Consider the following 19,960-nt stretch of genomic DNA (forward strand, 5'->3'; position numbering starts at 1 on the left):
CCTTTCGCTCCACGCGTCACGGGTGATCGATCACCAGATCACCACACGCTTGTCGTCGGCGCGCACCATCGCATCACCCGCCTTGCACTGGAATGCAGCAGCGAACGAGGGCATGTTCGACGGCGCACCGTTGGCACGGAAATTGGCCGGCGCGTGCGGATCGGTGTTCAGGCGCACGCGCAGCTCGCCATCGGTAAAGTTGCGGCGCCACACGGTGGCCCAGTTCATGAAGAAACGCTGATCCTGGCTATAGCCGTCAACTTCGACATTGGCCTTCGGGTCTTCCTTCAGCGCCATCTGCAGCGCGTCGTAGGCCACGGTCAGGCCGCCCAGGTCGCCGATGTTCTCGCCCAGGGTCAGCTTGCCCTTCACGAATACGCCCGGCACCGACTCGTAGCCGTCGAACTGCGCGACCAGCTGGTCGGTACGCTCGGTGAAGGCCTTGCGGTCGGCGTCGGTCCACCAGTTGTCGAAGTTGCCGTTGGCGGCGAACTGGCTGCCAGAGTCGTCGTAGCCGTGCATCATTTCGTGGCCGATGACCGCACCGATGCCGCCGTAGTTCAGCGCCGGATCGGCCTTGGCGTCGAAGAACGGCGCCTGCAGGATCGCCGCCGGGAACACGATCTCGTTCTTGGTGGCGTTGTAGTACGCGTTGACGGTCTGCGGGGTCATGCCCCACTCGGTCTTGTCCACCGGCTTGCCGATCTTGTCCAGCATGTAGCGGTAGTTGAACGCACGTGCTGCCTGCATGTTGCCCAGGTAGCTGTCGCCGTTGGTCTGCAGGCCCGACCAGTCACGCCACTTGTCCGGGTAGCCGATCTTCGGGGTGAAGCTGGCCCACTTTTCCAGTGCCTTCTTCCTGGTTTCCTCGCCCATCCACGGCAGCTGCTCCAGGCGCGCCTTCAATGCCTGCGACAGGTTCTCCACCAGGTGCTGCATGGCCACCTTCGACTCGGCCGGGAACACGGCGTCGACGTACAGCTGGCCCAGGGCCTCACCCATGCCACCGTTGACCGACTCCAGCACGCGCTTCCAGCGCGGCTGCATTTCCTTCTGGCCACGCAGGGTGGTGCCGTAGAAATCGAAGTTGGCCTTCTCGAACTGGCTGCTCAGGTACGGCGCGGCATCGTCGATGGTGTGGAAGCGCAGGTAGGCCTGCCAGGTGCTGGCCGGCACGTCGGCGAGCATCTTGTCCATTTCACCGAAGAAGCCCGGCTGGGCCAGCGAGAACTTCTGCGCGGCCGGTACCTTCAGGGTGTCGAACAACGCGGTCCAGCTGAAGTTCGGGGTCAGCCTGTCGGCGTCGGCGGCGCTGAGCGGGTTGTAGCGCTTGGCCGGGTCACGCATTTCGATGCGCGACATCGAGGCCTTGGCCAGGCGGGTTTCGAAGGCCATCACGGCCTTGGCCTGCTCGGCGGCCTGCGCCGCGTCCACGCCGGACAGGGTCAGCACCTGTGCGATGTAGGCCACGTAGGCGTCGCGGATCTTGGCCTGCGCATCGTCGAAGTAGTAGCCCTTCTCCGGCAGGCCCAGGCCGCCCTGGCCGACATAGGCGATGACGTTGGCCGAATCCTTGTAGTCGGCATTGGCGAACAGCGAGAACAACACGCCCTTGCCTTCGGCCTGGCTGTCGCGCAGGTACTGGGTGATGGCGGCGGTGTCGTTCAGCGCGGTGATCTTGTCCAGCTGCGGCTGCAGCGGCGCCAGGCCGGCGGCTTCGATCTTGGCCTCGTCGTTGCCGGTCTTCCAGATGTCACCGATCTTGGCTTTCACCGAGCCGGCATTGGCCTGGCTGGCGGCGGCCTGCTGCACCAGCGCGTGCTGCACTTCCAGCGAGCGCTCGCGCAGGATCTCGAAGCTGCCCCAGGTGGTCTGGTCGCCCGGCACCGGGTTGGCCTTCAGCCACTTGCTGTTGACGAAGCCATTGAGGTCGGTACAGGCCGAAATGGCCGGATCCAGGTCGGCGCTGTTGAGCGAGATCAGCGGCGTCTTGATCTGCGACAGGTCGAAGGCCGGCTTGGCGTCGGCACTGGCCGCCGGTGCGGTTTCGTTCTTGCCACAGGCGGCCAGCGAGGCAGCGATGGCGATGGTCAGGCCCAGCGGGACCAGGTTGCGGACGTTCATGAGGCTCTCCTGCGGGTAATTTCACAGGGTAGCCGGGGGCGTGAGGTTGGGGACCGGCCAAAGGTCACAGAGCCCACGGCGCAGCTCCCGCCGCGCGCCGGTATGCTCTGGCCTCTGCGATCACTGGACCTCATGACCATGGACGAACCTGCGCTGCTGCTGGCCCTCGACACCTGTGAGTTTCTGTTTCTTGCTGAGATTGGCGAGCCGGAAGCGAATCGTCTGCGCCTGGTCGTCGAGGAGGGCCGGGTGGTCGGTAAGCCCTCCCGCGTGGAGCTCGGTCATGGACGTTCAATCGATGACGTGCGTGCGATAGAGGTGGTACCCCACTCGCAGCGGTTTGAACTGATCTGGGACCACTACATCAGCTACGCCGTGCACAACGAGTCCTACCAGAGCTGGGACGACTCCGAAGCCTGGAGCGGCAACCTGTTCCGCCGCTACAGCCATTCGAAGTTCCTTGAATATCTGGGCCGTGCCACCTTCGCTGATACCCGTTACCCGGGCCCATTCACGCATTACCAGGTGATATGCCAGGACCACGTCATCGACATTGCTGCGTTGCAGTCGCCGAAGGTGCGCCTGCTGGATCCGTCGTAGCCGGAACATGCAGCCACCATGAAGTGGCTCTACCGGGGTTGCGACAGCGTCAGCCGAGCGTGGGCTCGGCTCTACAAAAAGAAAGGCCGGCTTGCGCCGGCCTTCTGCTTCTTATTTCGCCTTGCCCTGGTTGGCTACGGCTTCGGCGGCCTTGCGCGCCGCTTCCGGGTCGCCGAGGTAGCGGAACGACTGCACGGTCAGGTCATCGTTCAGTTCGAACAGCAGCGGGATGCCGGTCGGGATGTTCAGCTCGAGGATTTCCTCGCGCGAGACGTTGTTGAGGTACTTGTACAACGCACGCAGCGAGTTGCCGTGGGCGGTGACCAGCACGGTCTTGCCGTCCTTCAGCTGCGGCGCGATGGCGTCGTGCCAGTACGGCAGCACGCGGTCCAGGGTGGTGGCCAGCGATTCGGTGCCCGGCAGCGCGTTGCGGTCCAGCCCGGCGTAACGGCGGTCATGGATCGGGTGGCCCGGATCTTCCAGGTCCATCGGCGGCGGCGGGATGTCGTACGAACGACGCCACACCTTCACCTGCTCTTCGCCGTGCTTGGCAGCGGTCTCGGCCTTGTCCAGGCCCTGCAGGCCGCCGTAGTGACGCTCGTTGAGGCGCCAGGACTTGTTCACCGGCAGCCAGTCCTGCTCCAGCTCGGCCAGCGCACCCTGCAGGGTGTGGATGGCGCGCTTCAGCACGGAGGTATGGGCGACGTCGAACTGCAGGCCTTCCTCGCGCATCAGGCGACCGGCGGCAGCCGCTTCCCGTCGCCCCTGCTCGGTCAGGTCGACATCGACCCAGCCGGTGAAGCGGTTGTCCAGGTTCCACTGGCTCTGGCCATGGCGCAACAGTACGAGTTTACGGGTCACTGCAGGGTCTCCAACGCGAGGAAAGGCAGGCCGCCATTGTAGCCCCGGTGGCCGCTCACCGTGCCGTGGCGCCGCGCATGCGATGCTGGAGCCAATGAATACGGTGATCGACCCCGGGCGCTGGGAAGGCAGCGTCACCGCTGCCCGCGCGCAACAGCTGCAACTGGCCGCCCGCGTGGAACGCCAGGACCGCCTGCCCCGTGACGTGCGCTGGCTGGCCGGGCTGGACGTCGGCTTCGAGGACAACGGTGCCATTACCCGCGCCGCGGCGGTGCTGCTGGATGCAAGGACGCTGCAGCCCGTGGCGCAGGAGATCGCGCGCATCCCCACGGTGATGCCCTATATCCCCGGCCTGCTCAGCTTCCGCGAGCTGCCGGCGCTGCTGGCCGCGCTGGCGCTGCTGCCGCGGGCACCGGACGTGGTGTTCGTCGATGGCCACGGCATCAGCCATCCGCGCCGGCTGGGCGTGGCCGCGCATCTGGGCGTGGTCACCGACCTGCCGAGCATCGGCGTGGCGAAATCGAAACTGGTGGGAAGGTTCGTCGAACCGGGCGCCGAGGCCGGCGCGCATACACCACTGCTGGACGGCGAAGAGCAGCTGGGCTGGGTGCTGCGCAGCAAGGTTCGCTGCAAGCCGCTGTTCGTGGCCGGTGGCCATCGGATCAGTGCCGATACCGCGCTGGGCTGGGTGCAGCACACCCTGCGTGGCTATCGGCTGCCGGAGCCAACCCGGCTGGCGGATCGGCTGGCCTCGCGGCGGGACGAATAGCTGCGCCGGGCGTCTCCCGGCGCGCGCGTCATCTTCGATCAACGATGCACATGGCCACGATGGCCCTGCGCGTCCTCGCCGTGGTCGTGGCCTTCATGGCCCTCGTGTCCGCCGCCCTTGGCCGGCGCCGGCCCGCCACAGGCTTCGCCGCAGTGGTCCGCTTCGATCTGCAGTGTCACGTGCTCGATACCGAAGTCATCATGCAGGCGTCCGCCCAGCTCACGGCGCAGCGCATCGGCATCGGTGCCCTCGCGCATCACGATGTGCGCGGTCAGCGCCGGGGTGCTGGAAGCCAGCGCCCACACGTGCAGGTCATGCACGTCCAGGACTGCGGCGTGGCCGGACAGGCTGTCGCGCAACCTGTCCACGTCCATGCCCTTGGGCACGCCTTCCAGCAGCACGTTGATCGCTTCACGCATCAGCACGTAGGTACGCGGCAGCACCCACAGGCCGATCAGCACGGCCAGGATCGGGTCGATCGGTTTCCATCCGGTCCACTTGATCAACAATGCGCCCGCAATCACTGCCACCGAGCCGAGCATGTCGGCCCACACTTCCAGGTAGGCGCCCTTCACGTTGAGGCTCTCGCCACTGCCCGCCTGCAGCAGGCGCATCGAGATCAGGTTGATGACCAGGCCCGCAGCCGCGATCACCAGCATGCCGGAGGAGGCGATCTCCTGCGGCTGGCGGAAGCGGCCGACCGCCTCCCACAGGATGTAGGCGGCGACCACGAACAGCATGGCACCATTGATCATCGCGCCCAACGCTTCCAGCCGTGCATAGCCGTAGGTGCGGCGCGCATCCGGCGGGCGCCGGCTCAACCGTACCGCGACCAGCGCGATCATCAGCGCCAGCGCATCGGTGGCCATGTGCGCGGCGTCGGACAACAGCGCCAGGCTGTTGGTCCAGAACGCGCCCACCACTTCGACGACGAGGAAGGTGGTGGTCAGGCCGAGTGCCCACCACAAGGGCTTCTCGTGGCGGATCTGGGATGGCAGGTGATCGTGGTCGTGGCCCATGGCAACAGCTCCTTTGCGATGCGGTGCAGGCTACGCGGTGCCGGCGGAGGAGACTATTACGATGTTTATAACATTGCAGGCCACACGAGCCCTCGTCGGGCATGGCCCGGCGAGGGCTGCAGACCGACGCCGGCCTGCGGTCAGAAGCCGAAGCGAAGGCTGGCCCAGTAGGCCCGGCCCGGTTCGTTGTAGGTCGCCGCACCGGCATCGCTGCTGTTGGCCTCGCGGAACAGGCGCTTGTCGGCCAGGTTGTTCACGCCGAAGCCGAAGCTGACCGTCTCGGTCACCTTGTAGCGCGCGCTCACGCCCCAGATGTTGTACGCGCCACGATCCTGCAGCGCGATCGATGCATCGCAGCTGCCGGTGCAGCGCGGGTCGTTGTTGATGTTGGTCGTGGCCGGTTCCTGCTTGCCGTAGAAGGTGCCGGTCAGCAGCACGGACAGCCTGTCGGTGGCTTGCCAGTCCAGCATGGTGTTGATCGTGTACTTCGGAATCACCGACAACGGCTGGTGCGTGGTCTTGTTCTCGTTTTCCACCATGTAGGTGAAGTTGTTGCTCCACTTCAGGCGGTTGCCCTGCTCGCCCAGCAGCGGAATGACCAGGTTGCCTTCCAGCCCCTGCACGATCGCCTTCGGCGCGTTCTCCCAGCGGAAGATGCGGCCCTTGGTGTCGGCGGTCAGCCCGATCTGGGTGTAGCCGGCCTGGATCTTGTCCTTGTAATCGTTGTGGAAGTAGGTCAACGACGCCTGCCAGCCGCTCTGCGGTGCCCATTCGATGCCCAGTTCCTTGTTCAGGCTGGTTTCCGCCTTCAGGTCCGCGTTGCCGCGCATGTAGCAACCGGCGCCCAGGCTCGGCAGCGCATTGGGGCAGCCGTTGCCGCGGGTGTAGTAGAGATAGTCCGGATTGGACTGATACAGGTTCGGCGCCTTGAACGCGCGGGCAATGCCGCCCTTCACCACCCAGTCGCTGCTGATGCGGAACTGCGCGTTGAGGCTGGGGCTGGTGTTGTTGCCGAACTGGCTGTGGTGGTCGAAGCGCAGGCCCGGGGTAACGATCCAGCGCTCGCCCAGGTAGATGTTGTCTTCCACGAACACCGCCGTGGTCTGCGCATCGGCCTTGCCGCGCGCACGATCGGCCGACAGCCCCGGGATGCCACCGCCGCTGCTGCTGGACTGGCTCATCGAGTACGGGTCGGTCAGGCGGCTGTCCAGGTATTCAAAGCCCAGCGTCCAGATGTTCTCGGCGCCGCCCAGCGTGGTCGGAAAGCTCACTTCGCCATCCAGCTGGTAGTTGCGCAGGCGCGAGGTCGACCAGTCGGTGCCGTTGAAGCTGCCCTCCGGGCCACCGGCCAGGCCTTCATTGATGCGTGAGTTGTTCACCGCCTCCACCGCGGCGGTCACCCGCGAGGTCACATCGCCCCAACGGCCACGATGGGTGATCGCGCCGGTGTTGCGGTACATGCGGTTGGTTTCCGCCTTGCCGTCGGCCAGGGCGGCCAGATCGATGCCGGTCGAAGTGCCGGTGGTGCTGACCGCGCGGTCACCGGCATAGATGTTGCCCTGGCGGCTGGTGCCGGCCTCGAACTCGACCACCTGGTCGGCGGTCACGTCCCAGCGCAGCAGCGCGTTGATGTCGCGGTTCTTGACGCCCTCGCGGCCAGCCGGTGGCACTGCGTTCGGCTGGGTGGCGTACCGGCGGTTGAGATCGAGTGAATCGGCGTCGGTCTTGTTGAGGTTGCCGTACAGGCGGAACGAGAGCGTGTCGGTCATCGGCCCACTCAGCTGCAGGCCGACGCGCTCGCTGCCACCTTCGGCGCTGTGTTCGGGCACCAGCCCGTACAGGTCGACCGCACCGGTCAGGTCGCCGGTCGGGCGCTTGGTGATGATGTTGACCACGCCACCGGACGCACCGGAGCCATAGCGTGCCGCCGCCGGTCCGCGCAGCACTTCGATGCGCTCGATCATCTCCGCCGGCACCCAGTTGGTGTCGCCGCGCGTGTTGCGCTCGCCACTGCGGCCCATGCGCACCGCATCGCGCGCACCGATGCGCTTGCCGTCGACCAGGATCAGGGTGTTTTCCGGGCCCATGCCGCGCAGGTCGATCTGGCGGTTGTTGCCGTACTGGCCCGAGGCGCTGTTGCCGGTGAGGTTGACGCCCGGCATGGTGCGCAGCAGTTCGGCGATGTCGTTGGCCGGTGGGCGCCTGGCGATGTCCTCGGCGGTGATGGTCGAGGTACCCAACGCCTGGCGGGCAATCTGCGAGGCGGTGACGTGCACCGTGTCGATATCGGTGGCGTCGGCTTCAGCCTGGGCGGTCAGGGCGCTGCCCGCCAGCAGGGCGGCAACGGCGAGCGCCAGCGGGCGCGGCGAGAGGACAACGGCAGGAGACATGATCTGGACCTTCTGGCAGGGCAACGGGGCCTCTGGCAAAGGGCTTGAGGCAACGACGAGGGGGAGGCGGAGCGTCGCTGCAGTCGCCTGCGGCCCGATCCGTGCGCGCATTCTCCCATCAATGAGAGTGATTCTCAAATGCGTTCGCTCATTGATACCGCAGGCGTGGTGTGCCCTGCGCGCCGGACGACCCTGCATCGCGCTTAAACTGGCCGGCTTGCCCACCATCAACCGCACGCCACCGCGGCCGATACCCGTGGTTTGCCGTACGCAGTCAGAGATCGACGTGGAACCACCCCAACTGGACGATGCCAGCCAACCGCTGGCCGAGGCCTGGCAGCACTGCCTGCAACAGGCCGGCCCTGCCGCCACCGCGCTGCTGCACGCCGCCGCAACCGATGCCCCGCCGGCGCTGGCCCAACGCTTCTACGAAGTGCTGTTGCAGGACGGGCGTGCACGCCGCTTCCTGTCCCACGATCAGGTCAAGCAACGCCTGCAACCGGCCATGCAGCGCTGGCTGGTGCAGCTGCTGACCACCGATGCCGACGGCATTGCCGCCACCGTTGCCTCGCAACGGGTGATCGGCGATGTGCATGCCCGGGTCGGCATTCCGGTCGACCTGGTCACCCGCGGCGCGCGCGTACTCAAGCACGAGCTGTTCGTGCGCCTGCGCGACGACGCGCCCGACAGCGCCACCGCGTTCGCCGCCATCGACTGCCTCAGCGCGATCATGGACATCGCCATGGAAGGCATGACCCTGGCCTACACCCATGCACGCGAGCGCTCCACCCGTGCCGATGCTGCCTATCGGCTGTTCTCGCTGGTGCAGAATGTCGGTACTGAACGCGAGCGCCAGCGTGCACTGCTGCTGGACTGGGAGAACGCCCTGCTGTACGCACTCGCCGGCCACGTGCAGGCCAGCGAAAGCGCCAGCCTGGCGACCTCGGAATTCGGCCTGTGGTTCACCCACAAGGGCATCCCCAGCTTCGGCGAGAGCAGCGAAACCCAGCAGGTCGGCCAACTGATGGCCCGCATCGACGGCAACCTGCAGCGGGCAAGCCATGACACCCCGGCGCAACGACTGGCGGTGCTGCCGGCCATCCGCGAGGACCTGGCCGCCATCCGTACCCTGATGACGCTGTTGTTTGAACGCATCGGTGAACTGGATGCCGGCAGCGATGCCCTGACCAACCTGCTCAACCGCCGCTTCCTGCCTACCGTGCTGCGCAGGGAGATCGAGCTGGCCACGCGCAACCGCACGCCGTTCTCGCTGCTGCTGCTCGACCTGGATCACTTCAAGGCGATCAACGACGGCCACGGCCACGATGCCGGCGACCGCGCGTTGCAGCACGTCGCCGGCCTGCTCGGCCAGCTGACCCGCGGCAGCGACTACCTGTTCCGCTACGGCGGCGAGGAGTTCGTGGTGGTGCTGGTTGCCGCCAGTGAGTCACAGGCCACGGTGATCGCCGAGAGCCTGCGCCGGCAGATCGCGCAGTCGCCAGTGGCACTGGCCAACGGCCAGGCTCTGTCGCTGACTGCCAGCATCGGCGTGGCCGGCCATGATGGCCACCCGGACTACGAGCGGTTGATGGCACGTGCCGACGCGGCGATGTACGAGGCCAAGCGCAGCGGCCGCAACCGCGTGGTGGTGGCCAGCGCGGACCTGCAGGAAGCCCCGGGGCGGCGCGCGTTGCAGCGCTGAACTGGCGGAAATGAAAAATCCCGGTGGCGGGTAGAGTCGACTGTTAGTCGACTACCGCGCGCAGCGCGGAGCTTTTCGCCGTCGGAACGAGGAGCAGTCGACTAACAGTCGACTCTACCGATTCGCGCGCCAGCCGCTGCTTTCACCGCCCGCCTCCGCCACGCCGCCCACCACAGCAGCGCCAGCAGCGCGATGCCGGCGCCCAGCAGGCACACGGCAGGCCAGCCGTGCCGGGCCTGCATCCAGGGCCCGGCAGCCGCACCGACACCACTACCCACCGCATAGAAGAGCATGTAAAGCGCCACCAGGCGTCCATGCTGCTCGCCCGGCGCGCGCAGCAGCAGCGCCTGGTTCGAGACATGCAGCGCCTGCCCACCCAGATCGAGCACGATCACGCCCAGCAGCAGCAACGACAGCGACTGCGGCAGGCCCAGCAGCGGCCACCACGCGACCAGCATCAACAGCAGCGCGCCAAGACTGACCCGATCGGCAAAACCGCGGTCCATCCAGTGCCCGACCCGCGACGCCATCAATGCACCTGCCACCCCGGCCAGGCCGAGCGCACCGATGGCCGCAGTGGACCACTGCAGCGGTGGGGCCGACAGCGGCAAGGGGGCCGCCGCCCAGAACACGTTGAGTCCGGCAAACAGCAGCAACGCCAGTGGACCGCGCTCGCGCAGCGTTCGATCTCGGCGCAGCATGCCCAGCATCGAGCCCAGCAGCTCATGCCAGGGTGGAGGGACCGACGGCACCGGTACTGCGGGCAAGCGCTGCCACAGCAGCGCCGCCAATGCCGCCATCACCACCGCGGACAGCAGGTAGACCCTCTGCCAGCCAAAGGCCGCCGCCACCGTACCCGACACCACGCGCGCCAGCAGCAGGCCGATGAACACTCCGCCCTGCACCACGCCAACCATGCGACCGCGCTGCTCGGGCGGTGCCAGCGTGGCGGTGTAGGCGATCAGGCCCTGGGTCAGCGCCGTGCCCAACAGCCCGGCCAGCAGCATGCCCGACAACAGCCAACCGGCCGTGCGTGCCGCTGCCAGCCACAGCAGGGCTGCCACCAGTGCCGCCAGCTGCAGACGCAGCAGGTGCCGCCGGTCACCGCGATCAGCCAGCGGCAGCAACCCGAGCAATGCCAGCACGCTGCCGGCCTGGGTCGCGGCCAGCACCGCGCCGGCAACCGCCGGCTCCAGCGCGAAGGCGTGTGCAAGCTGATCCAGCAGCGGCTGCGCGTAATAGACGTTGGCAACGCTGGCGCCGGCGGCAACCGCAAGCAGCACCAGCAGGGGGCGTGGAATCGGCATGGCATTCGTCATCTGGTTTCATATTGAAACCGGATGCAGGCTAGCCACTTTGGTTTTAAACTGCAACCACATAGGACGGAGACCGCCGTGCACGCAGACAGCCCCTGCCCCGTTGCCCGCAGCGCCGACCTGCTCGGTGATCGCTGGGCACTGCTGGTGATCCGCGATGCCTTCGACGGCGTCAGCCGCTTCGGCGACTTCCAGCGCAGCCTGGGCGCCGCCCGCAACATCCTCAGCGATCGCCTGCGCAGGCTGGTCGAGGCCGGCATCCTGCAACTGCAACCGGCCTCCGACGGCTCGGCCTACCAGGAATACGTGCTCACCGCCGCCGGCCAGGAACTGTTCCCGCTGCTGGTCGCGCTGCGCCAGTGGGGCGAACGCCATCGCTTCGCTGCCGGTGAGGCCCATTCGCAGCTGATCGAATCGAGCACACGTCGCCCGCTGCCGTACATGCAGCCGCGCGGGCGCGACGGTCGGCCCCTGCAGGCCGCCGCCACCCGTGTGCGCAAGCTCAGGGACGACGGGCACAGCGCCTGACCCGCCCATTCGCGCACACCGCGACCCGGTCGCGCCGGTTAGCATCGGATGTTTCCGCCGCCGGATACCGACGATGTCGCGCTATCGCCCTTCCCTGATGACCGCCCTGCTGCTGCCGTTGCTGGCCTGCAGCGCCGGAACCACGCAGGCCCGCGAGGTGGCCGCACCCGCCGACCACGTGCAGGCCGATGGCCCCTATGTGTTCCGCCAGGGCGACCAGGTGCAGGCCCAATGGATCTGCGCCGACAAGGTCGAATCGCGCACGCTTGCCTCCGAAGCAACAGGGACCGATATCGCACCGCGCTGCGGCTACGAACACACCGTGCATGTGGCTGCGCCGAATGCAGCCTCGGTGTCGGTGCTGCCGGCCACACCGCGCATCGTCGCGCTGTCCGACATCCACGGCCAGTACGGGTTGCTGGTGCGCCTGCTGCGTGCCCACCACGTGATCGACGCGGAGGATCGCTGGGCGCTGGGCAAGGACACCCTGGTCATCGCCGGCGACGTGTTCGACCGCGGCCCGCAGGTGACCGAGGCGTTCTGGCTGCTCTACGGCCTGCAGCAGCAGGCGGCCGCCGCCGGTGGCGCCGTGCACTTCGTGCTCGGCAACCACGAAACCATGGTGCTGTACGACGACCTGCGCTACGTCAACCCGAAGTACCTGCGCAGCGCCCAGCTGCTGGGCCGCAGCTACCCGCAGCTGTATGGCGCCGACTCGGTGATCGGGCAGTGGCTGCGCACCCGACCGGTCCTGCTGAAGATCGGCGATACCCTGTTCCTGCACGGCGGCATCTCGCCCGAGGCGGTGCAGCTGGCGCTGGACCCGGCACGCACCAACGCGGCCTACCAGGCCTCGCTGGGCCTGCCCAAGGCCGAAGTGAAGGCCGACCCGGCCACCACACCGCTGTATGACGGCAAGACCAGCCCGATCTGGTACCGCGGCTATTTCGATGGCCGCCTCGACACCGCGGGTGTGCAGGCCGTGCTCGACCGCCTGCAGCTCAAGCGCATCGTGGTCGGCCATACCTCGATGCCACACGTCAGCAGCTTCCACGGCGACCGCGTGATCGCCATCGACAGCAGCATCAAGAACGGCGAGAACGGCGAACTGCTGTTCATCGAGGAGGGCAAGCTCAGCCGTGGCCTGCTGGATGGCTCCCGGATGCCGCTGGCGCTGGGTGAGCCGGGGCTGCAGGACTGAATGGAGGGACAGCGTGACGGCGCCGGGAGGTGCCGGCGCGCTCCACCTTCACCCGGTTTGCGGCTACCCTTCGGCAGCCGAGAGGCCCGCCCCGTCCAGCCGGTGGGCCTGACCGTTACAGGAGCCCCGCGCATGCGCGTTCTGATTGCTGAAGACGACCCGGACATCGCCTCCGGCCTGTGCGCCTCGCTGCGCCGGCAGGGGCACGTGGTCGACCACGTCGACAACGGTGCGCACGCCGATGCAGCACTGGGCTCGACCCAGTATGCACTGCTGGTGCTGGACCTGGGGCTGCCGCAACTGGATGGCCGCGACGTGCTGCAACGACTGCGCCAGCGCGGCGATGGCCTGGCGGTGCTGGTGGTGACCGCGCGCGACGGCCTGGCCGAGCGGGTGCGCGTGCTCGACCTCGGTGCCGACGACTACCTGGTCAAGCCGTTCGCACTGGACGAATTCGAAGCCCGCGTGCGTGCACAGCTGCGGCGGGTCACCAGCAATGGCAATCCGGACCTGCGCATCGGCCGCTTGCGCCTGGACCTGGCCGGGCACCGCGTATGGATCGACGACCAATCACTTGAACTGACCGCACGCGAGTTCGGCCTGCTGTCGGCGCTGGCGGTGCGTGCAGAGCGCATCGTGTCACGCGCGCAGCTGGTGGAAGCGCTGTGCGACTGGGGCCAGGACCTGACCGACAACGGCCTGGACATCGCCCTGCACCGCCTGCGCCGCAAGCTGCAGCCGGGCGGCATGGGCATCCGCACCGTGCGCGGGCTGGGCTACATGCTGGAAGACGCGCAGGACGACAGCGCGCCGTGATCAGTGGACCGCCCAGCCTGCGCCGGCGCCTGCTCGCCTTCCTGGCGTTGCCGATGCTGGGCCTTCTCACCTTCAATACGATCCTGGCCTATTACGTTGCGCTGGACTATTCCAACCGCATCCACGACCGCAACCTGATCGACGACACGCACTCGTTCGCACAGATGCTGAGCACCATGCCGGTGACCAGCGACCTGTCTCCGCAGGCACGCTTCCTGATCGAGTACGAACCCGACGGCCATCGCTATTTCAACGTCGACAGCAGCCGCCAGGGGACGCTCAGCGGCAACGCAGATTTCAGTGCCTACGCGCCTTCGCAGGAATGCACCGGCGTGGACCCCACCCTGTACGATGGCATTCTCAACGGCCAGCCGGTGCGCATGGCCACCGTCTGCACGCGTGCGATGAACGATCCGCAGGACCAGCTGGCGGTGACCGTGGCCGAAAGCATGGCCGAACGACGCCAGCGCGCGCGCGAGATCCTGATGATCATCATCCCGCTGATGACCATGCTGGCGCTGGGCACTGCCGCGCTGGTCTGGTTCGGCGTGACCTACGGCCTGCGCATCCTGACTCCGCTGAGGACCCGCCTGGCACAGCGCCGAGGCGAACTGGCGCCGATCTCCGACGCCGACGTGCCGGAAGAAATCCAGCCACTGATCAGCACCATCGACGATCTGTTTGCCCGCCAGGCGGAAATGATCACCCTGCAGAACCGTTTCATCGCCGACGCCGCGCACCAGCTGCGCTCGCCGTTGGCCGGCATGGCCCTGCACGTGGACCAGGCACTGGCGCATGGCGACCCGGACACGGTGCGCGAGGCACTGCAGCACATCCGCCGGCTCAACCAGCGCACCGCGCGGGTCAGCACCCAGCTGCTGGCGCTGAGCCGGGCCCAGACCGTGCCGGAGACGGTGGAGGTACTGGACCTGTGCGAACGGGTGCCGCAGTGGGTCGGTACACGCGTGCCTGAAGCGATCCGCGATGGCATCGATCTGGGTTACCGCGGCAGCCCCCAGCCGCTGCGCGTGCTCGGCAACGGTGCCCAGCTGCAGGAAGCACTGGACAACCTGATCGACAATGCGCTGCGCTATGCCGGCCGCGATGCGACCGTTACCGTCGGCGTGCACGCGCTGGATGACAACGACGTCGAACTGTACGTGGAGGACAACGGGCCCGGCGTACCCGAGGACGTGATGCCGCGGCTGGGCGAGCGCTTCTTCCGCGCCCCCGGCACCACCGCCAGCGGCACCGGCCTGGGCCTGGCCATCGCCCACGAGGCGGTGGAGCACTTCGGCGGGCGCCTGACCTTCCTCAACCGCCCCGGCGGCGGGCTCAAGGTCGCCATCACGCTGCCGCTGCTGAAGGGCCCCTGACCCGGACCGGGGCGCTGAAAGGCTGGCGAAAATCGCGGTTGCGATCCTGACCCTCCCCACTGCCGTCCCGGAGCCGCCAGGTGACCGACTCGCACGACTTCTTCCTCCCCGGTGGCCCGCAGGGCGTGCTGCTGGTCCACGGCCTGACCGGTACCCCGGCGGAAATGCGCATGCTGGGCAAAGGGCTGAACAACGCCGGCTTCACCGTACACGGCGTGCAGCTGCCCGGCCATTGCGGCACCGTGGATGACCTGCTGGCGACCACCTGGGAACAGTGGTACCAGGGCGTGGAAGATGCGGCGGCAAGCCTGCGCGGCAAGGTCGACCAGCTGTTCGTCGGTGGCCTGTCGATGGGCGCGGTGCTGTCCCTGGCACTTGCTGCTCGACGACCGGACTGGGTGTCCGGCGTCGGCGTGTATGGCGCCACGTTCCGCTACGACGGCTGGAACATACCCGCCGTCGCCCGCCTCTCGTTCCTGCTACCGTGGTTCAAGCGCTTCAACATCGGCCGCGACCGCATGTTCATGGAAGAACCGCCGTACGGCCTGCGCGACGAGCGCCTGCGTGCGCAGGTCAGCGCCGCCATGTTGTCCGGCGACAGCGCGGCGGCAGGCCTTCCGGGCAATCCCTGGCATGCGCTGGCTGAGATGCGTGCGCTGAGCAACTGGACCCGCCGCCACCTGCACCAGGTCACCGCCCCGTGCCTGGTGATGCACGCCCGCGAAGACGACGTGGCCAGCATGGGCAATGCCGAACTGGTGATGTCGCGGGTCAGTGGCCCGAAGGAACTGGTGGTGCTGGAGGACAGCTACCACATGATCACGATCGACCGCGAACGCCGCGAGGTGATCCGCCGCAGCGCGCGCTTCTTCACCGGGATCGGTGAACACAGCGGCGTCCTCAAGGCGGTGGCCTGAGATGGGGGCACTTGCCACGCTGCTGTGGCTGGCCAATGTCGTGCTCGATACCGGTGGCCAGCTCGCCTTCAAGGCCGCCGCCAGCGACCCGCAGGAGGGCGAGGGACTGCAGCGCTGGAAGCACATGCTCAGCCGCCCCTGGCTGTGGATCGGCATCGCCTGTTACGTGCTTGAGTTTGTCGCCTGGATCGCGTTCCTGTCACTGGTTCCGCTGTCCAAGGGCGTGCTGCTGGGCTCGATCAACATCGTGGCGCTGATGATCGCCGGCCGCATCCTGTTCCGCGAGAAGCTCACGCCATTGCGGGTGACCGGGATGCTGCTGGTCACAGCAGGCGTGGCGGTGGTGGGGGCCGGCTCATGAGGCGCCTGTATGTGATCGGCTTCCCCCTGCTGATGGCCTTCGACACCCTGGCCCAGCTGTGCTTCAAGTACGCCGGCGATGCTGCGCTGCCGGTCGAGGCCAACACCACCTGGCTGCTGCGCGTGCTGTCGCAACCATGGGTGTACGGCGCCATCCTGGGCTACGTGGGTGCGTTCTTCACCTGGATGAGCCTGCTGCGGCATGCGCCGATCGGCCCGGCATTCGCGGCCTCGCACCTGGAAGTGATCAGTGTGCTGCTGCTGTCGGCCTGGCTGCTGAAAGAGCCGCTCACCCTGCACCACCTGGTCGGTGCGGTGCTGATCGTGGCCGGCATCGTCTGCCTCGGCCGCGCGGAAGCGGACGACCCGCACAGTCCCGCCGAAAGCACCTCGTGAGCGGGCTGCGATGAGCCTGTTCGCGCGCGAACTGCCACCGACCGCCGGCCTGCCGATGCAGGCCAGCGACTTCCTTCCCGGTGGTGGTGACCTGCGCGGGATCCTGGCCAACCAGCTGGGCACGCCGCCGCTGCAGCTGACCTGTTCCGGCACGCACGCGCTGCTGATCGCCCTGCGCACCCTGCGCAAGCGCGCGCCCAGGCGCGACACGGTGATCATGCCGGCCTACACCTGTCCGCTGGTGCCGATCGCGGTGCACAGCCTCGGCCTGCGCGTGCAGCTGTGCGATACCCGGCGCGGCCACTTCGACTTCGATCCCGGCCAGCTCAAGCGGTTGGCCGATGCGCGTACGTTGGCCATCCTGCCGACCCACCTCGGCGGTCGCATCGCCGATGTCGAACGGGCCTGCGACATCGCGCGCGGCGCCGGCGCCTGGGTCATCGAAGATGCCGCACAGGCGCTGGGCGCACGGGTGGGCAACAGCAGTGTCGGCCTGCGTGGCGACATCGGATTCTTCAGCCTGGCCGCCGGCAAGGGGCTGAGCCTGCACGAAGGCGGCCTGCTGGTCAGCCGCGATGACGAACTGCGCGCCGAACTGGCCGAGCATGCCGCCGAACACGTGCGCTTCAACCTGCGCTGGGAGCTGCTTCGCAGCGTGCAGCTGCTTGGCCTTGCCGCCTGTTATCGCCCCTCGCTGCTGTCGCTGGTGTACGGCAATCCGCTGCGCAACGCACTGCAGCGTGGCGATCTGGAAGACGCGGTCGGTGATGTTTTCCCGCTGGACATACCGCAGCACCGGGTCAGCCGATGGCGGCAGAACATCGGTGCCCATGCCGCGCGGCGATTGCCGGCGTTCCTGCAGGCCGGGCGCCTGCGCGCACTGCAGTTGCGCGTGCAGCTGGCACAACTGCCGGCGGTGGAGGTGGTCGATGGCCTGGCCGGTAGCGGCGGCACCTGGCCGATGCTGATGCTGCTGCTGCCCAGCCAGCGCGCGCGTGACGCCGCACTGGACACACTGTGGCCGCGCGGCCTCGGCGCCAGCCGTATGTTCATCCGTGCCCTGCCCGACTACGCCTACCTGCGTGGCATCGTGCCGCAGGAGGACGTGCCCAATGCACGTGACTTCGCCGCACGCATGCTCACCCTTGGCAACAGCGCCTGGCAGACCCGTGAGGAGACGGCCGAAATACTGCAGGTCCTGGCCCGTGCCTGACCCGCACGTGCATGCATGGCCTGCGCGCCGCGCATTCATCCATGCATCTTCCTGAACGCTTTCCCAGCCCGTAAAAAAAGCCTTTCAACAGGAAAGGAACGAGAAAGGCGGCCTGCCTACATTGAGCCTGCCCCGGCATCGTGCCGGACGCTTCTTTCATCGACGGACCTGCCCATGCGCTGGAGCATCCTGTGTGACTTCGACGGCACCATCAGCCTCGAAGATGTCATCGACTCGCTGCTGGAAAAGTACGGCCAGCCGGGCTGGCAGGAACTGGAAGACCAGTGGAAGGCGGGAAAGATCGGCTCGCGTGAATGCATGCAGGGCCAGGTGCGGCTGCTGAAGCTGGACCCGGCCACGCTCGATGCCCATCTGGACCAGGTGCAGATCGATCCGGGCTTCGCCGCCTTTGTCAGCCGTGCCGGACAGCTGGGCGTTCCGCTGCGCATCGTCAGTGACGGCCTGGACTATGCGATCCATCGCATTCTCGCCAACCACGGCCTGGCGCAGCTGCCGGTGGTGGCCAACCACCTGCGCTGGTGCGATGACCACTGGGAACTGGAATCGCCCTACCAGGCCGAAGGCTGCCGCAGTGGCACCTGCAAATGCACCTGCGCCGCGCAGGCGCGCGCCAACGAAGCACCGCGCGTGCTGATGATCGGCGACGGCAGTTCGGATTTCTGTGTATCCGAAGATGCCGACTTCGTGTTCGCCAAGCGCCGCCTGATCACCCATTGCACCCATGCCGGCATCGAGCATGCCGCCATCGACACCTTCCACGATGCAATCGCACTGCTGCCGCGCCTGCTCGATGGCAGCCTGCTGCAGCCACGTCGCCTCGACGCCAGCCCGCAGCCCGCCGCACTGCCCCTGCTGCTGGCCACCGCCTGAGCACTCCCTTCCAGGCGCGCTCCCCTGTTACCCCTTTCGAACGTCCTTCACGGAACCGAACTGCATGAACATTTTTGACAAGAACGCTGCCTCCGATGCGCAGCTGCTGGCCGACGAAGCCCGCTACAGCTCCTTCGGCGATACCGTCCACTACGTCGATCCGCCTAAGATCTTCCAGCGCGGCGAAGGCAGCTACATGTTCGACGGCGCAGGCGTGCCCTACCTCGACCTGCAGATGTGGTACTCGGCGTGCAACTTCGGCTACAGCAACAAGCGCCTGAACGATGCACTGAAGGACCAGATCGATACCCTGCCGCAGGTCGCCAGCCAGTACCTGCACCCGACCCGCGTGCAGCTGGCCAAGACCATTGCCGTGGACATGCACGAGAAGTTTGGCCTCGACGGCCGCGTGCACTTCAACGTTGGCGGTGCGCAGGCCATTGAAGACTCGCTGAAGATCGTGCGCAACGCGCGCGGCGGCAAGAGCCTGATGTTCGCCTTCGAGGGCGGCTACCACGGCCGCACCCTGGGTGCGTCGTCGATCACCTCCAGCTACCGCTACCGCCGCCGCTACGGCCACTTCGGCGAGCGCGCGATGTTCATCCCGTTCCCGTACCCCTTCCGTCGCCCGAAGGGCATGACCCCGGACGAGTACTCCGACCACTGCGTGTGGCAGTTCGAGCGGCTGTTCGAAAGCGAGTACAACGGCGTGTGGGATCCCAAGGTCGGCCAGGCCGAGTACGCCGCGTTCTACGTTGAGCCGATCCAGGGCACCGGCGGCTACGTCATTCCGCCGCGCAACTTCTTCACCGGCCTCAAGCGCGTGCTGGACAAGTACGGCATCCTGATGGTCGTCGATGAAATCCAGATGGGCTTCTGGCGCACCGGCAAGCTGTGGTCGATCGAGCACTTCGGTGTCACCCCGGACGTGCTGGTGTTCGGCAAGGCGCTGACCAACGGCCTGAACCCGCTGTCGGGCCTGTGGGCGCGCGAAGAGCTGATCAACCCGACCGTGTTCCCGCCGGGCTCCACCCATTCCACCTTCAACTCCAACCCGCTGGGCACCCGCCTGGGCCTGGAAGTGCTGAAGCTGGGCAAGGAAATGGACTACGAGCGCACCGTGCCGGAGAAGGGCGCGTACTTCCTCGACGGCCTGCGCGGCCTGCAGAAGCGCCACCCGGAAATCGGCGACGTCGACGGCCTGGGCCTGGCGCTGCGTGCGGAAATCTGCCAGGCCGACGGCTACACCCCGAACAAGGAGCTGCTGGACCGCATGGTCGACATCGGCCTGGCCGGTGACCTGCTGCACGACGGCAAACGCATGGGCCTCGTGCTCGACGTGGGTGGCTGGTACAAGAACGTGATCACCTTCGCGCCGTCGCTGGACATCAGCTACGAAGAGATCGACCTGGCGATCACCCTGCTCGACCAGGCGCTGACCAAGGCCAAGGGCTGAGGTCGATGCGCTGCCGGTTCCCGTG

The 19,960-nt window shown here is 67.2% G+C and carries 18 protein-coding genes; 13 read left to right on the forward strand and 5 right to left on the reverse strand.

The window, feature by feature from the left end; all coding sequences use genetic code 11:
• Positions 1-30: 30 nt before the first annotated feature.
• Positions 31-2,124: a M13 family metallopeptidase gene (locus AC2A1N_RS12175; protein WP_134967862.1), complete on the reverse strand. Its 2,094-nt coding sequence runs from the start codon at positions 2,122-2,124 to the stop codon at positions 31-33.
• A 138-nt stretch (positions 2,125-2,262) separates the two neighbouring features.
• Here AC2A1N_RS12175 and AC2A1N_RS12180 point away from each other — a divergent pair, with 138 nt between their 5' ends.
• Positions 2,263-2,724: a hypothetical protein gene (locus AC2A1N_RS12180; protein WP_231352623.1), complete on the forward strand. Its 462-nt coding sequence runs from the start codon at positions 2,263-2,265 to the stop codon at positions 2,722-2,724.
• Positions 2,725-2,835: 111 nt separating this feature from the next.
• On the opposite strand, the gene gpmA is transcribed toward AC2A1N_RS12180, so the two are convergent.
• Positions 2,836-3,585, reverse strand: coding sequence for a 2,3-diphosphoglycerate-dependent phosphoglycerate mutase (gene gpmA, locus AC2A1N_RS12185; RefSeq protein WP_014036448.1), 750 nt, complete (start codon positions 3,583-3,585; stop codon positions 2,836-2,838).
• A 94-nt stretch (positions 3,586-3,679) separates the two neighbouring features.
• Between gpmA and nfi the strand changes: the two genes are divergently transcribed.
• Complete coding sequence (nfi, locus tag AC2A1N_RS12190) at positions 3,680-4,354, forward strand: deoxyribonuclease V (RefSeq protein ID WP_134967860.1); 675 nt, start codon at positions 3,680-3,682, stop codon at positions 4,352-4,354.
• 38 nt (positions 4,355-4,392) lie between these two features.
• Here nfi and AC2A1N_RS12195 read toward each other — a convergent pair whose 3' ends face one another.
• Entirely contained in the window at positions 4,393-5,373 is a 981-nt protein-coding gene (locus AC2A1N_RS12195; RefSeq protein WP_484372352.1) for a cation diffusion facilitator family transporter, read from the reverse strand.
• A gap of 140 nt (positions 5,374-5,513) precedes the next feature.
• Positions 5,514-7,763, reverse strand: a complete 2,250-nt coding sequence (locus AC2A1N_RS12200) for a TonB-dependent siderophore receptor (RefSeq protein WP_180869303.1) — start codon at positions 7,761-7,763, stop codon at positions 5,514-5,516.
• 286 nt (positions 7,764-8,049) lie between these two features.
• Between AC2A1N_RS12200 and AC2A1N_RS12205 the strand changes: the two genes are divergently transcribed.
• Positions 8,050-9,465 (forward strand): GGDEF domain-containing protein, encoded by a 1,416-nt coding sequence (locus AC2A1N_RS12205; protein ID WP_061479544.1) that lies wholly within the window; start codon positions 8,050-8,052, stop codon positions 9,463-9,465.
• Positions 9,466-9,566: 101 nt separating this feature from the next.
• On the opposite strand, the gene AC2A1N_RS12210 is transcribed toward AC2A1N_RS12205, so the two are convergent.
• Positions 9,567-10,784 (reverse strand): MFS transporter, encoded by a 1,218-nt coding sequence (locus AC2A1N_RS12210; RefSeq protein WP_484372355.1) that lies wholly within the window; start codon positions 10,782-10,784, stop codon positions 9,567-9,569.
• A 75-nt stretch (positions 10,785-10,859) separates the two neighbouring features.
• Between AC2A1N_RS12210 and AC2A1N_RS12215 the strand changes: the two genes are divergently transcribed.
• From AC2A1N_RS12215 to AC2A1N_RS12260, 10 genes are all read left to right on the forward strand, one after another.
• Positions 10,860-11,309, forward strand: a complete 450-nt coding sequence (locus AC2A1N_RS12215) for a winged helix-turn-helix transcriptional regulator (RefSeq protein WP_484372357.1) — start codon at positions 10,860-10,862, stop codon at positions 11,307-11,309.
• A 73-nt stretch (positions 11,310-11,382) separates the two neighbouring features.
• Positions 11,383-12,510: a metallophosphoesterase gene (locus AC2A1N_RS12220; protein ID WP_484372359.1), complete on the forward strand. Its 1,128-nt coding sequence runs from the start codon at positions 11,383-11,385 to the stop codon at positions 12,508-12,510.
• A gap of 132 nt (positions 12,511-12,642) precedes the next feature.
• Positions 12,643-13,326, forward strand: a complete 684-nt coding sequence (locus tag AC2A1N_RS12225; protein ID WP_008265770.1) for a response regulator — start codon at positions 12,643-12,645, stop codon at positions 13,324-13,326.
• On the forward strand, positions 13,323-14,702 hold the full coding sequence (locus AC2A1N_RS12230) for a sensor histidine kinase (RefSeq protein WP_154350434.1): 1,380 nt from the start codon (positions 13,323-13,325) through the stop codon (positions 14,700-14,702). Before AC2A1N_RS12225 ends, AC2A1N_RS12230 begins: the two co-directional genes overlap by 4 nt.
• A gap of 80 nt (positions 14,703-14,782) precedes the next feature.
• Positions 14,783-15,619 carry an alpha/beta hydrolase gene (locus AC2A1N_RS12235; protein WP_134967856.1) on the forward strand — a complete coding sequence of 279 codons (837 nt, stop codon included), beginning with the start codon at positions 14,783-14,785 and terminating at the stop codon, positions 15,617-15,619.
• Between the two features lies 1 nt (position 15,620).
• On the forward strand, positions 15,621-15,980 hold the full coding sequence (locus AC2A1N_RS12240) for an EamA family transporter (protein ID WP_021202495.1): 360 nt from the start codon (positions 15,621-15,623) through the stop codon (positions 15,978-15,980).
• Positions 15,977-16,375: a DMT family transporter gene (locus AC2A1N_RS12245; RefSeq protein ID WP_032954032.1), complete on the forward strand. Its 399-nt coding sequence runs from the start codon at positions 15,977-15,979 to the stop codon at positions 16,373-16,375. Before AC2A1N_RS12240 ends, AC2A1N_RS12245 begins: the two co-directional genes overlap by 4 nt.
• A 10-nt stretch (positions 16,376-16,385) precedes the next feature.
• Positions 16,386-17,588, forward strand: coding sequence for a DegT/DnrJ/EryC1/StrS family aminotransferase (locus AC2A1N_RS12250; protein ID WP_061479535.1), 1,203 nt, complete (start codon positions 16,386-16,388; stop codon positions 17,586-17,588).
• A gap of 174 nt (positions 17,589-17,762) precedes the next feature.
• Positions 17,763-18,479, forward strand: a complete 717-nt coding sequence (locus AC2A1N_RS12255; RefSeq protein WP_061479536.1) for an MtnX-like HAD-IB family phosphatase — start codon at positions 17,763-17,765, stop codon at positions 18,477-18,479.
• A 64-nt stretch (positions 18,480-18,543) separates the two neighbouring features.
• Complete coding sequence (locus AC2A1N_RS12260; RefSeq protein ID WP_180869312.1) at positions 18,544-19,935, forward strand: aspartate aminotransferase family protein; 1,392 nt, start codon at positions 18,544-18,546, stop codon at positions 19,933-19,935.
• Positions 19,936-19,960: the final 25 nt, after the last annotated feature.

This window comes from Stenotrophomonas maltophilia group sp. SKK55, from assembly GCF_057179845.1.